Annotated in this window: 14 protein-coding genes, 1 tRNA gene and 2 rRNA genes (1 of these 17 running past the window's edge); 7 read left to right on the top strand and 10 right to left on the bottom strand. The window is 57.9% G+C overall.

Features of this window, described 5'->3' with window-relative positions; genetic code table 11:
- Positions 1-56 precede the first annotated feature (56 nt).
- A complete protein-coding gene (locus tag MRK42_RS01725) occupies positions 57-359 on the bottom strand; it encodes a YfcZ/YiiS family protein (protein WP_354688808.1) in 303 nt (100 codons plus the stop codon).
- A 14-nt stretch (positions 360-373) separates the two neighbouring features.
- Positions 374-535, bottom strand: coding sequence for a twin-arginine translocase TatA/TatE family subunit (tatA, locus tag MRK42_RS01720; RefSeq protein ID WP_026455979.1), 162 nt, complete (start codon positions 533-535; stop codon positions 374-376).
- A 273-nt stretch (positions 536-808) separates the two neighbouring features.
- Between tatA and MRK42_RS01715 the strand changes: the two genes are divergently transcribed.
- Positions 809-1,801 carry a LysR substrate-binding domain-containing protein gene (locus MRK42_RS01715; RefSeq protein WP_354688807.1) on the top strand — a complete coding sequence of 331 codons (993 nt, stop codon included), beginning with the start codon at positions 809-811 and terminating at the stop codon, positions 1,799-1,801.
- Here the strand turns inward: MRK42_RS01715 and MRK42_RS01710 are convergent.
- Positions 1,774-2,373, bottom strand: a complete 600-nt coding sequence (locus MRK42_RS01710; protein ID WP_026455977.1) for a YhgN family NAAT transporter — start codon at positions 2,371-2,373, stop codon at positions 1,774-1,776. The two genes, MRK42_RS01715 and MRK42_RS01710, sit on opposite strands and share 28 nt — an antisense overlap.
- A 98-nt stretch (positions 2,374-2,471) precedes the next feature.
- Entirely contained in the window at positions 2,472-2,717 is a 246-nt protein-coding gene (locus MRK42_RS01705) for a YecH family metal-binding protein (RefSeq protein ID WP_354688806.1), read from the bottom strand.
- Between the two features lie 208 nt (positions 2,718-2,925).
- Here MRK42_RS01705 and MRK42_RS01700 point away from each other — a divergent pair, with 208 nt between their 5' ends.
- A complete protein-coding gene (locus MRK42_RS01700; RefSeq protein WP_354688805.1) occupies positions 2,926-4,209 on the top strand; it encodes a dicarboxylate/amino acid:cation symporter in 1,284 nt (427 codons plus the stop codon).
- 5 nt (positions 4,210-4,214) lie between these two features.
- Here the strand turns inward: MRK42_RS01700 and MRK42_RS01695 are convergent, their stop codons facing one another.
- Together MRK42_RS01695 and MRK42_RS01690 are read right to left on the bottom strand one after the other, a co-directional pair.
- Entirely contained in the window at positions 4,215-4,529 is a 315-nt protein-coding gene (locus MRK42_RS01695; protein ID WP_026455974.1) for a DUF2007 domain-containing protein, read from the bottom strand.
- A 9-nt stretch (positions 4,530-4,538) separates the two neighbouring features.
- Positions 4,539-5,441: a LysR family transcriptional regulator gene (locus tag MRK42_RS01690; RefSeq protein WP_216993215.1), complete on the bottom strand. Its 903-nt coding sequence runs from the start codon at positions 5,439-5,441 to the stop codon at positions 4,539-4,541.
- A 96-nt stretch (positions 5,442-5,537) separates the two neighbouring features.
- Between MRK42_RS01690 and MRK42_RS01685 the strand changes: the two genes are divergently transcribed.
- Positions 5,538-6,590, top strand: a complete 1,053-nt coding sequence (locus tag MRK42_RS01685) for an HlyD family secretion protein (protein WP_354688804.1) — start codon at positions 5,538-5,540, stop codon at positions 6,588-6,590.
- On the top strand, positions 6,590-8,143 hold the full coding sequence (locus MRK42_RS01680; RefSeq protein WP_354688803.1) for a DHA2 family efflux MFS transporter permease subunit: 1,554 nt from the start codon (positions 6,590-6,592) through the stop codon (positions 8,141-8,143). The genes MRK42_RS01685 and MRK42_RS01680 overlap by 1 nt, the downstream gene beginning before the upstream one ends.
- Before the next feature lie 51 nt (positions 8,144-8,194).
- On the opposite strand, the gene MRK42_RS01675 is transcribed toward MRK42_RS01680, so the two are convergent.
- Positions 8,195-8,821 (bottom strand): lysoplasmalogenase, encoded by a 627-nt coding sequence (locus MRK42_RS01675; protein ID WP_026455970.1) that lies wholly within the window; start codon positions 8,819-8,821, stop codon positions 8,195-8,197.
- 186 nt (positions 8,822-9,007) lie between these two features.
- Between MRK42_RS01675 and MRK42_RS01670 the strand changes: the two genes are divergently transcribed.
- The 3 genes from MRK42_RS01670 (at position 9,008) to MRK42_RS01660 (ending at position 10,453) form a co-directional block, all read left to right on the top strand.
- Entirely contained in the window at positions 9,008-9,148 is a 141-nt protein-coding gene (locus tag MRK42_RS01670; protein ID WP_167335320.1) for a hypothetical protein, read from the top strand.
- A 299-nt stretch (positions 9,149-9,447) separates the two neighbouring features.
- On the top strand, positions 9,448-10,068 hold the full coding sequence (gene fabR / locus MRK42_RS01665; protein ID WP_026455969.1) for an HTH-type transcriptional repressor FabR: 621 nt from the start codon (positions 9,448-9,450) through the stop codon (positions 10,066-10,068).
- Positions 10,069-10,087: 19 nt separating this feature from the next.
- Positions 10,088-10,453: a YijD family membrane protein gene (locus MRK42_RS01660; RefSeq protein ID WP_354688802.1), complete on the top strand. Its 366-nt coding sequence runs from the start codon at positions 10,088-10,090 to the stop codon at positions 10,451-10,453.
- 343 nt (positions 10,454-10,796) lie between these two features.
- Here MRK42_RS01660 and MRK42_RS01655 read toward each other — a convergent pair.
- The 3 genes from MRK42_RS01655 to MRK42_RS01645 all read right to left on the bottom strand — a co-directional run.
- Positions 10,797-10,873 (bottom strand) — tRNA-Asp (locus tag MRK42_RS01655).
- A gap of 94 nt (positions 10,874-10,967) precedes the next feature.
- Positions 10,968-11,082: ribosomal RNA gene (rrf, locus tag MRK42_RS01650) — 5S ribosomal RNA — on the bottom strand.
- Between the two features lie 120 nt (positions 11,083-11,202).
- Positions 11,203-13,062: ribosomal RNA gene (locus tag MRK42_RS01645) — 23S ribosomal RNA — on the bottom strand (it continues 1,029 nt past the right edge of the window).

Here is a 13,062-nt window from a genome sequence, read left to right as displayed (position 1 = left end):
CGACCCACGGCAGAAGGGTCAACGCGGCAGGCGTACCTGCCGCATCATTACAGTGCTCAGATGGCGCGAGCCCGCATCTCGAAAATCAGTTTTTCGGCGGTGCAGGTGAACTGCAGGCGGGCTTTCAGGATCACCCCATCGGCGCCCTGGGTCAGCTCGCTGCTCACCTTGGCCTCGTCGGTGACCTGCTTGGCCAGCGCTTCATAGGCAGCCAGTTTGGCGCGGGCAGCGTCCTCTTCAGCGGCCTCGATCACCAGATCCATCACGTCATCACCTTCGCCGATAATGGTGCCAATCTCGGCAAAGCAACCACAGCTGTCGCAGGTTTCGTTCAATTCAACTTTATCGTCTACAGACATACTTCCACTCCTACTCATTTCGGATGATTTGCATCGTCACGCAAGGCTTTACGAAAATCCCTGATGGCGGTACCCAGATCCTCGCCGGCGCTGGCCAGGCGTTTGCTGCCAAACACCAGCACGACCACCAGCAAGAGGATCAACAAATGCCAGATATGAATTCCACCGAGTCCCATAGGGAAACCTCTCATCCAGAGATATCTGCTGGTTGTATCAAATTAACGCGCAAGGATTGTTGGGTAAAATCAAGACGGGTGCAAGTTGGCAAATAAATCGCCCAAAAAATATGGCGGCCCGGGGCCGCCATATTGCTTGTGCTACTTTGTCCCCTCAACCGCTACATCCTGTACCAGCGGCCCTGACGGGCCCGAGACCTCTAGAGGATAAGATCGCCAAGATATGAATACTAATGGTATAAATTCATCCTTGTATTGAACAGGATTCATATCATGCTACTGGAACAACTGGCCCGCATTGACCTCAATCTGCTCATCATCCTGCAGGTGCTGCTGGAAGAGCGCAACGGCAGCAAGGCGGCTCGTCGCCTTCACCTGAGCCAGTCTGCCGTCAGCAAGGCCCTGGGACGGCTACGCGAGACTTTCGACGACCCGCTCTTCATCCGTTCCGCCTACGGGCTGGAACCCTCCGCCCGAGCCCAGACGCTGCAACAGCAGCTGCAACCCATACTGCTGTCGCTGGACAACCTGATCCAGCCCCCCGCGTTCGATCCCGCCAGTTCGGAGCGGGAGTTCGTCATCGCCAGCATGGACAGCGCCTTCACTCTGTTTGCCCCGCTCTACCTGAGCGAACTGAAGCGCCAGGCGCCGCGGATCCGCCTGCGCTATGAAGAGTGGACCGAAAACAGCCTGACCGAGATGAGCCAGGGACAGGTGGATATCGCCTTCACGGTGCGGGAGAACTGCATCAACTCGGATTACCGGCTCGATACCCTGCCAAGCAGCATCTGCCAGCGGCTGCTGGCCATCGACGGGCTGACCTGCCTGGTGCAAAAGCATCACCCCGCCTTGCGGGAATCCGGCTGGGATCTGGACCACTATCTGCGCTACCCCCATGTACAGACCTACTGCGAGGGACGGGATCGCTGGATGCTGGACTACAAGCTGGCGGAACAGGATCTCTACCGGCGGATCGAGGCAACCGTCCCCTCGTTCGAGGCAGCGCTACGGATGGGGATGCACTCCGACATGATAGTGACACTCTCAAGTCTCTATGCCCGCCATGCGACCCAGGTCTATCCGCTGATGCAGCTCCCCCTGCCCATCGAGCTGGACAGCATCTCCCACCTGTTGATCTGGCATCAGCGCCATGACGAGGATCCGGGCCATCGCTGGTTGCGCGAGACCCTGCTGACCCAGATCATGAGCCAGCTTGAGCCTCACGCCCATGTCAACGATCAGGACTGGGCCGTCACCTGCAGGTAGTGGTGCACGCCATCGAGCAGCATCTGGACCGAGATCATCACCAGCAGCATGCCCATCAGCCGCTCCACCGCAGTGAGTCCACGCTCACCCAGCAGCTTGTTGAACACCTCGTAGAACATCAGGATCACTGCGCTGGCTCCCCAGGCCATGAAGAGGGCCAGCGACCAGTCGACCATCCGGGTCGGCTCCTGGTTGGCGAGCAGCAGCAGGGAGGCGAGGATGGAAGGGCCGGCGATCATCGGGATCGCCATCGGCACCAGGAAGGGTTCTTCACCCGCAGCAAGCCCGGTCACACCGCCCTCTCCCGGGAAGATCATCTTGATGGCGATGAGGAAGAGGATGATACCGCCGGCAATGCTCACCGCCTCCTGACGCAGGTTGAGGAAGCTCAGGATCTGCTGGCCGACAAACAGGAACAGCATCATGATCGCCAGGGAGAAGAGCAGCTCGCGGATCATCACCTTGCGTCGCCGCTTGGGATCGATGTGACGCAGAATGGAGAGGAAGACCGGCAGGTTGCCCAGCGGGTCCATGATCAGAAACAGCATGACTGCGGCAGAGAAGGTATCCATACAACGCCCTGGCTACGCCTTGAATAGCAAAAAGAGAAGGGGCGAAATATAGCAAAATGGGAGGTATTCAGCGAGCGCCATGATGCGCTCGCAGAGGGTCAACCGTGGTTGCAGATCTTGTTGGCGTGGGTCTGGAAACCGTCGGCGGATTCGATGAACTTGCCGCGGGCAGCCAGGAAGTCGATCAGAGCCTCGGCATCCATCTCGCTGGCGCTGCAGGTATGAAAACGCGCCTGTTCGCCAAAACGCTCGGCCATCGCCTGCTTGAGGCTGGCACGGGTAAACTGTCCGCCCAGCTCCAGCATCATCTCCATCACTTCGTGACCGTGTACCGATTGCGACATTTTGCACCTCATTAATAAACATATTTAATGCTCATTAAATCCTGTCAGGGCGCCGGGGATCTTGATGTAGACCAATAAATCACGCATTACCCGGTCAAGAGACTGGTCGTGGCGACTCCTTTGTCGATAATGTGGCAACCCGCATCGGGGATCGCTACACTGGCGCCCCTTTTGCCATTGCAGACAAATTAATAAGGATATTGGCGTCATGCTGTTCCATGGAGAGGCTTTCAAGCCCTGGCAGATCTGGACCCGCCGCCCACTCTGGCTCAAGACCCTGATCGGCATGCTGTTGGGGGTCACCCTCGGCGTTGGCTTCAAAGAGCAGGCCCTGCTGCTCAAACCCATCGGCGTGCTGTTCGTCAACACCATCCAGATGCTGATGGTGCCCCTCATCTTCTGCTCCGTCATCGCCGGCCTCACCGCCCTGCTCAAGGGCAAGAAACTGGATGTCATCAGCAGCAAGGCCATCGGCCTCTATCTGGGCTCCACTGCCATCGCCATCTGCATCGGCCTGATGATGGGCTGGCTGCTGGAACCCGGCATGGGTGCCGACATGGGCCCTTATGAACGGGTCGGGATGGTGCAACAACCGACCCTGGGCACTGTGCTCAGCCAGCTGGTCCCCAGCAATCCCATTCAGGCCATGGTTGATGGCAAGATCCTGCAGGTGCTTGTCTTCGCCCTGGCCCTCGCAGTGGCGCTCAACGCCAGCGGCCGCCGCGGTCGTCCCGCCATCCACTTCTTTACTTCGTTGTCGGAGGGGATGTTCAAGCTGACCCAGATGGTGATGGCATTGGCGCCCTACGGCGTCTGTGCCCTGATGGCCTGGATGATCGGCAAATATGGCATCGACCTGCTGTTGCCGCTGTTCAAGGTGATCGGTGCCGTCTACCTCGGCTGCCTGTTGCATGTGCTGGGAGTTTACAGCGCCCTGCTGCTCCTGCTGGCACGCCTCAATCCGCTGCACTACTTCAAGAGCATCGTCGATGCCCAGGCCGTGGCCTTCACCAGCAGCTCCAGCTCAAGCACCCTGCCCATCAGCCTGGCCTGTGCCGAGAAACGGCTGGGAGTCTCTTCCGCCATCACCGCCAAAGTACTGCCCATCGGCGCCACCATCAACATGGATGGTACGGCTCTCTATCAGGGCGTCACCGCCCTGTTCGTGGCCCAGGCCTTTGGTGTCGATCTGCACCTGGTGGATTACCTGACCATCATCAGCATCGCGACCCTGGCCAGCATCGGCACCGCCGGCACCCCGGGCACCGGCCTGATGCTGCTGACCCTGACCCTGACTGCCGTCGGCCTGCCGCTGGAGGGAGTGGCGCTCATCGCAGGGATCGACCGGATCCTCGACATGGCGCGCACCGCCGTCAACGTCTCGGGGGATATACTGGTTTCAGTGCTGATTGCGCGCAGCGAGAACGAACTGGATATGGCGACCTATCATGACGAACACGCAGGGGAAGATATCGACTTCCCCCTGCGCTAGCCCGTTCAACCGTCATGGGGATCGTGATGACAGCGCCAGCAGACATCAAAATTGGCGCCATTTTCCTCCCCGCATTGACCACAGAGCCAGCCGTTTCCCTGACGCTGCTGGTAACGCTCGATGACTCTGCCGGCCTTGCTGCGATCCTCGGCTCGCACCATCAGGGTGACCTGAAGCAGATCGACTGGCAGCTCGCCCAATGCGCCTGACAGCCCCTCGCCACTGAGGCGCACCATGACCCCTTCCACTTCCAGCGCCCCCTTGAGCGCGTGGGCTTCAAGAGAGTGGGAGGCGCGATAGAGGTTGATCCAGTTTTCCATAGGTCCCCCTTACAGCAGCTTGTCGATGCCGAACTCGACACCGTTCTCCACCATGAAATCGATAAACGCCCGCAACTTGCGCGGCATCAGGCGCCGCTCCGGAAACAACAGATAGATGGGTACTCTCGGCTGTTGCCACTCAGGCAGCAGGGAGACCAGTTCACCGCGTTCCAGCTCCTCCAGACAGAGCATAGCGGGTAACGAAGCGACCCCCAGCCCCGCCTTTGCGGCCTCCCTGGCGCAGGTAATATTATTAACCCGAAAACGGGATGGGGGGTCAACCAGAACCTCTCTGCCATCCCGTTCAAAACACCAGTGGGACGCCAGAAAACCGCTGCTGACTGCCACCCGCTCATGGCGGAGCAAGTCCTCCGGCCGGGCGATTGCCGGACTGCGAGCCAGATAGTCCGGACTGGCACAGAGCAGCCGCTCCGTACTCCAGAGCCGACGCGCCGCCAGGTTGGAATTGCTCATGTCCCCCACCCGCACCACGGCGTCGAGTCCCTCGCTGATGGGGTCCAGGATCCGGTTGGTCAGCTCCAGCTCCACCTGCATGGCGGGATAGCGCTGCAGAAATTTGGCGACCATGCGGCCGACGACCAGTTGCCCGGTCTCGATGGGCACGGCCAGCTTGAGGGTGCCGGTCACCTCCTGCTGGCGGGCGCTCAGCATCAGCTCGGCCTCCGTCAGGGCATCCACCGCCTTGCTGCAGCGTTGGTAATATTGCTCTCCCTCTTCCGTCAGCGTGAGCTGGCGAGTGGAGCGATAGAGCAGGCGCACACCGAGCCGACGCTCCAGCTCGGCAATGCGTCGGCTTACCATCGCCTTGGTCATCCCCAGCTCCTGGGCGGCGGCGGTAAAAGATCCCTTGTCGACGATACGAACCAGGATTAATGCGGCATTGAGATCCATTGTTTCACCAATGAGACAGTTATTCTCATAACCTGATACTAATCGAAACAGTTGGCCGGTGTTAGCCTGCGTCTCTTAAGTTCAGGAATCCCCCCGATGAGTCAACACAAGAAAATTCCCCTGCTGGCCGCCATGGTGCTGGCCCTGCTTGGCCTGCTGTTTGCCGGTTACTGGTATCTTCATGGCCGCTATTTCGAAAGCACCGACAACGCCTATTTGCAAAGTGAAGTGACCGGGATCAGCTCCAAGCTGTCCGGTTATATCAGCGAGGTGCTGGTGACCGATAACCAGTCGGTCAAGGCGGGTCAGCTGATCGCCCGCCTCGATGATCGCGAGTTCCAAAGCCAGGTAGCAGAGGCACAGGCCGATCTTCACCTTATTCAGGCCACTATCGAGAACCTGGCCGCGACCCGTGTCCAGCAGTTGAGCCTGATCCAGCAGGCCGAAGCCAGAGTCGCCTCTGCCGAAGCCGAGCAACTGCGTGCCCGGCAGCAGGTGCAGCGAATAGGCCAGCTCAACCAGCGCCACTACAGCTCGCAAGATAGTCTGGACGAAGTACGCGCCAGCCTGCAGGTCACGCAGGCACAGATGCAGGAAGCCAAGGCAGCCCTGCAGGCCGCTCGTGAACGGCTGCTGGTGCTGGATGCTGAAGCCAAACAGAATCAGGCCAAGCTGGCATTGAGCTCCGCCCAGCTTGAACAGGCCAGGCTGGAGCTCAGCTACACCGAGCTGCGGGCACCGGCCGACGGCATCATCGGCAAACGCAGCCTGCGGGAAGGGCTCTACGTCCAGTCCGGCATGCAGGTGGCCAGCCTGGTGCCGCTGCAGCAGGTGTGGGTCGAGGCCAACTTCAAGGAGACCCAGCTCGCTCACATGCAACCCGGACAAAAAGTGGAAGTGATCCTGGATGCCTATCCGGATCAGCCGGTCGAGGGGATCATCGATAGCCTGGCCCCCGCTACCGGCGCCAAGTTCGCGCTGCTGCCGCCGGAAAACGCCACCGGCAACTTCACCAAAATCGTGCAGCGGGTGCCGGTCAAGATCCGCATTCCCGAACCGGGCCCCTTAGCAGGCAAGCTGCGCCCGGGCCTCTCCACCGAGGTCATAGTGGATACCCGTACTCCCGAGCCTCTGGTTGCGGCCAACTGATGGAACCCATTCCACGCCGCAACTGGATCGCGGTCATGGGGGGCCTTATCGGTGCCTTCATGGCCATCCTCGACATCCAGATCACCAATGCCTCACTGAAAGACATCCAAGGGGCCCTGTCGGCGACCCTGAGCGAGAGTTCCTGGATCTCCACCTCCTATCTGGTGGCGGAGATGATCGCCATCCCGCTGAGCGGCTGGCTGAGCCGGGGGCTGAGCGTGCGGCGCTACCTGCTGTGGACCACGGGGGCCTTCATCGTCGCCTCCGTGCTCTGCTCGTTCAGCTGGAACCTCACCAGCATGATCGTCTTCCGTGCGCTGCAGGGCTTCACCGGAGGGGCGCTGATCCCCATGGCCTTCTCGCTCATCGTGACCCTGCTGCCCCTGCAGAAGAGAGCCACCGGCATGGCGCTGTTCGGCTTGTGCGCCACCTTCGCCCCCGCCATCGGCCCGACCCTGGGTGGGTGGCTGACGGAACAGATGTCCTGGCACTACATCTTCTACCTCAACGTGCCGCCCGGACTGCTGGTGCTGGCCATGCTGGCTCACGGACTGGACAAGCAGCCGGTGGACTGGGGGGTGATCAAGCGAGTGGATCTCGTCGGCATCGTCACCATGGCGGTGGGGCTGGGTCTGCTGGAAGTGGTGCTGGAAGAGGGCAACAGGGAGGACTGGTTCGGTTCCAGCTTCATCGTGCGACTCACCGTCATCTCTGTGGTCGCGCTGGTGTTCTTCGTCATCAGTCAACTACTCAGACGCCATCCACTGGTCAACCTGCGGCTGCTGCACAACCCGCGTTTCGCCCTGGCCTGCTTTGCCTATCTGGTGCTTGGCATGGCACTGATGGGCTCCATCTATGTACTGCCGCTCTACATGACCCAGATCCACAACTACAACGCGCTGGAGATAGGGGAAGTGTTGATGTGGATGGGCCTGCCACAACTGCTGGTGCTGCCGCTGGTGCCCAGGCTGACCCACAAGATAGACCCGCGCTATCTGGTAAGCTTCGGCTTTCTGGTGTTCGCCGCCAGTTGTTTTATGAACGTCAACATGAGCGCCGACTATGCCGGCCCCCAGCTAATCCAGTCGCTCATCGTACGGGCGCTGGGCCAGCCCTTCATCATGGTGCCGCTCTCGCTGGTGGCGACCGCCAGCCTGACCCATGATGAAATCCCCTCCTCTTCTACCCTGCTCAACGTATTGCGCAACCTGGGGGGCGCCTTTGGCATCGCCATTATAGCGACCATGATCGACAACGATACCCGGGTCCATGTCAGCCAGATCAGCAGTACCCTGGCCGCCAGCAGCATAGAGGGACAGAACTACCTGCTGCAGCTGACCCAGAGCATGATGGCACAAGGTTCTGGCCCGGAGCTGGCCAGGCAACAAGCCCGGGCCATGCTGTCGAATACCATCAGCCGCGAGGCAGCCATCATGGCCTACAACCAGGTGTTCTATGTGATGGGCATCTTCCTGCTGATCGCCAGCGGCCTGATGTTGCTGCTCAAGCAACCAGCCCCCAGGGCAGCTGATGCCGAACCGATAGAAGCATGATGCCCTAATCAGAAACGGGCTCTTGGGCCCGTTTTGTGTTAGCGGTAATACTCAGCCCGCCAGCGACCCGGCTATCAGGAATTGCGCCGCAAAATAGCTGCTCATGATCCAGGCCCGAGCCTGGGGAAAGGGGCGACGAAAGCGATCGAGTGCCAGCATAGTATCTGAGAAGAGGAACATCAGTGCCCCCACCAGAGCTGCGGCACTGCCTGCGGTCAGAGAAGCATGCCAAGCACCGGCTGCCACCCAAGCCATGCAGATGATCACCAACATGTAGCAGAAGACAGGGATCCGCATCTCCCCCAGCTTGCTCCACAAGACGCCAAATACCATGCCGGCGACCAGCAACAGCAAAAGCCCATCCACCAGATTGAGCAACAAGGGACCTTGGGCAAAACCGACGATGTAACAGAGATGCGCGACAAGAAATGCCGCCAACCCGGCGATAAAACGGTCTGCCGGCAGCATCAGCAACACGTCACCCGCCAGTGAGAGACAGAGCCCAAGCAGGATCCAGGCGTGGGATCCATCGTGATCATAACCCTGGTAACCGAATGCCAGCGCGATGATAAACAGCATGGTCAGCGGCTTGCTGAGATAAAACTGGCGATAATCAGCACCATAGGCGGCGCGGATATGCCACCAACCGGATGCGATGATCAAGAAACTCAATAACATGCCCTGCCCCTTACCTGATGCTCGCTGCCATACGGAAACCATTCTATCTCATTGAGTAGATTAACAAATAGTCGTCCGCTGTGGCAGGGGGTTATCAAACGAGCGGACTAAGCCTAAAGTCTAATTGCAGCCCCGAGTCACTCAGGGCATAAGAGACGGGTTCGGAGGATCACCATGGAAGAAGCTATGAAAAACTATCTGCCTGCGATCGATATCATGATGTGCCATTTGGGGATCAGTTTTGAGCAGGCTTGTGAGCAACTGGGCCTCAGCCAGCTGGAACAACAGACCCTGAGCGCACTGCAAGAGCAGGATATGCCGGAATAATCCACCTTCAGGCAAGGTAAACGGCACATATCACGTAAAGAGAAAGCCGCCGAACTGGTGGCTTTCTCTTTTACTGATTGCCTCTTGCAACCAAGCCCTTCCAGAACGGACATATCAGGCTCAAGGGCAAGTTTCGCCAGAAAATGCCGCACCGAATCCCTCATCGCGGCGACCATGACTCATACTCCCCGACGCCAACAAGAGGACACGCTCGCTGGCAAAAAAATAGGATACAAACCTGATCCTGAGGCGCCTTCGGGTTATCATCTGGCCTCGACAAGCTGAAGGTGACAGATTTCGTGGGTATTCGCGCTCAACAAAAAGAAAAGACCCGGCGTACATTGATCGATGCTGCATTCAGCCAACTGTGCGCCAACCGTAGTTTCTCCAATCTCAGCCTGCGGGAGGTCGCCCGAGAGGCCGGCATAGCCCCGACCTCCTTTTATCGCCACTTCCGCGATATGGAGGAGCTGGGATTGACCCTGGTGGACGAAGGCGGCCTGACTCTGCGTCAGCTGATGCGCCAGGCCCGTCAACGCATTGCCGGTGGCGGCAGCGTCATCAGCACCTCGGTGCAGACCTTTATGGAGTTCGTCGAGAACAATCCCAACATTTTCCGGCTACTGTTGCGGGAACGCTCAGGCACCTCGGCCGCATTCCGCCAAGCCGTGGCACGCGAGATCCAGCACTTCATTGCCGAGCTGACCGACTACCTTGAGGCCACCACTCAGGCCCCGCGAGAAGACGCCTATATTCAGGCCGAAGCCATGGTCACCATCGTATTCAGCGCCGGGGCAGATGCCCTCGACATGACCAGCGAGGAGTGCCGTGCGCTCTCCGAGCGTACGATTCGCCAGCTGCGAATGATCGCCATGGGTGCCGAGGTTCAAAACCAGAAACGCCATGCCCCTCACTCATAACTATTGGATGGAGAACGATATGCATGAACAGCTAATGATCCCGAAAAAGCCTCTCATACTGGCACTGCTAACTGGCATCTGCGGAGATGCATCGCTGGCTGTGCTGACCAACTCGCAAGTTTCCTTCTCCCTCTATCCTCTCATCGCCTTCTTCCTGGCGGCTTACCAACTGTTCCTGCACTATCGGCAGGAACCCATGGTGGGCAATACCCCGATATGCACCCTGCTTTGCTTCTTTATCGGTGTATTTGGTCATTCCGCCCTGCTCAAGGTGCAATACCCGGAAATGGGCAGCAATTTCTTCTCTCTGATCATGATGTTGCTGCTATTGGCCGCCCTTTCCATCAAGCTGGGCCTGAGCTTTGGCAAGAAAGAGAAAGCCTGAAAGAACCGAATATCTGTATTAACCAGTACGAAATGAAGATAAAAAGCCTTCCATCGGGAAGGCTTTTTTACGGCTGCAGAGGAATAGGGAAAAGTCGATGCCTCCCTGAGGCCAGGGTTTGAGAAGCCAGCAGCAAGCAACTCTCTGACTGGACGGACACCGTCCGGCTCAAGCATAAGAGACTGCAAGCCGGGAGGGTGTTGCCAGTGGCAAATCGCAGTCCTGCAGTTTTCTCTTCTTTCCTTATTCCCGTTCGCAAATGCCAGAAAGCAAAAAAGCCTTCCCTATCTGGCAGGCCTTAAAAACAAAAAAGCCCAGTCTGTCGACTGGGCTTCTTAAGTAGTGGCGGAGCGGACGGGACTCGAACCCGCGACCCCCGGCGTGACAGGCCGGTATTCTAACCGACTGAACTACCGCTCCGCATTCGGTTAGCTTTCGCTAAATCATTTGCCGCTTCTTCTGAGGTGTCATCCTCGCAGCCGGTCATGTCTTTCACATCACCGTTTAATTGGGTGCCTGGCAGTGTCCTACTCTCGCATGGCGAATGCCACACTACCATCGGCGCTACCGCGTTTCACTTCTGAGTTCGGCATGGGATCAGGTGGTTCCACGACGCTATGGCCGCCAGGCAAATTCTTCAATCTGAGAAAGCTGACGTGAATAACGATTTGCCTGTTGGCTTCGCTATCACTGAATTTGAGTAGTTCATTCTATTTGCTACAAGCCTTAGAACACTTCTTGGGTGTTGTATGGTTAAGCCTCACGGGTAATTAGTATGGGTTAGCTCAACACGTCGCCGCGCTTACACACCCCACCTATCAACGTTGTGGTCTCCAACGGCCCTTTAGGACCCTCAAGGGGTCAGGGATGACTCATCTCAGGGCTCGCTTCCCGCTTAGATGCTTTCAGCGGTTATCGATTCCGAACTTAGCTACCGGGCAGTGCCACTGGCGTGACAACCCGAACACCAGAGGTTCGTTCACTCCGGTCCTCTCGTACTAGGAGCAACTCCCTTCAATCATCCAACGCCCACGGCAGATAGGGACCGAACTGTCTCACGACGTTCTGAACCCAGCTCGCGTACCACTTTAAATGGCGAACAGCCATACCCTTGGGACCGACTTCAGCCCCAGGATGTGATGAGCCGACATCGAGGTGCCAAACACCGCCGTCGATATGAACTCTTGGGCGGTATCAGCCTGTTATCCCCGGAGTACCTTTTATCCGTTGAGCGATGGCCCTTCCATTCAGAACCACCGGATCACTATGACCTACTTTCGTACCTGCTCGACCTGTCCGTCTCGCAGTTAAGCTGGCTTATGCCATTGCACTAACCTCCTGATGTCCGACCAGGATTAGCCAACCTTCGTGCTCCTCCGTTACTCTTTGGGAGGAGACCGCCCCAGTCAAACTACCCACCAGGCACTGTCCGCGACCCCGATTCAGGGGCCTGCGTTAGAACATCAAACATACAAGGGTGGTATTTCAAGGACGGCTCCAGCGCAACTGGCGTCACGCCTTCAAAGCCTCCCACCTATCCTACACATGTAGGTTCAATGTTCAGTGCCAAGCTGTAGTAAAGGTTCACGGGGTCTTTCCGTCTAGCCGCGGGTACACCGCATCTTCACGGCGAATTCGATTTCACTGAGTCTCGGGTGGAGACAGCATGGCCATGGTTACACCATTCGTGCAGGTCGGAACTTACCCGACAAGGAATTTCGCTACCTTAGGACCGTTATAGTTACGGCCGCCGTTTACCGGGGCTTCGATCAAGAGCTTCGCTTGCGCTAACCCCATCAATTAACCTTCCGGCACCGGGCAGGTGTCACACCCTATACGTCCACTTTCGTGTTTGCAGAGTGCTGTGTTTTTGATAAACAGTCCCAGCCATCTGGTCACTGCGACTCCCGTCAGCTCCATCCGCAAGGGACTTCACCAACAAGAGCGTACCTTCTCCCGAAGTTACGGTACTATTTTGCCTAGTTCCTTCACCCGAGTTCTCTCAAGCGCCTTGGTATTCTCTACCCGACCACCTGTGTCGGTTTGGGGTACGATGACTTGTAATCTGAAGCTTAGAGGCTTTTCCTGGAAGCAGGGCATCAATGGCTTCCGCACCGTAGTGCGTTCGTCTCGTGTCTCAGCGTTGCACCTCCGGATTTACCTAAAGGTACCGCCTACGCACTTTCACCAGGACAACCGTCGCCTGGCCCACCTAGCCTTCTCCGTCCCCCCATCGCAATTACAAGTCGTGCAGGAATATTAACCTGCTTCCCATCGATTACGCCTTTCGGCCTCACCTTAGGGGTCGACTCACCCTGCCCCGATTAACGTTGGACAGGAACCCTTGGTCTTCCGGCGAGGAGGCTTTTCACCCCCTTTATCGTTACTTACGTCAGCATTCGCACTTCTGATATCTCCAGCATACCTCTCGATACACCTTCGCAGACTTACAGAACGCTCCCCTACCACTTGCACTAAGTGCAAATCCGCGGCTTCGGTGCCTGGTTTGAGCCCCGTTACATCTTCCGCGCAGGCCGACTCGACTAGTGAGCTATTACGCTTTCTTTAAATGATGGCTGCTTCTAAGCCAACATCCTAGCTGTCTGAGC

It is taken from the genome of Aeromonas sp. 19NY04SH05-1, from assembly GCF_040581895.1.
Taxonomy (GTDB): domain Bacteria; phylum Pseudomonadota; class Gammaproteobacteria; order Enterobacterales; family Aeromonadaceae; genus Aeromonas; species Aeromonas enteropelogenes.
This window is presented reverse-complemented; position numbering and strand designations above follow the sequence as displayed.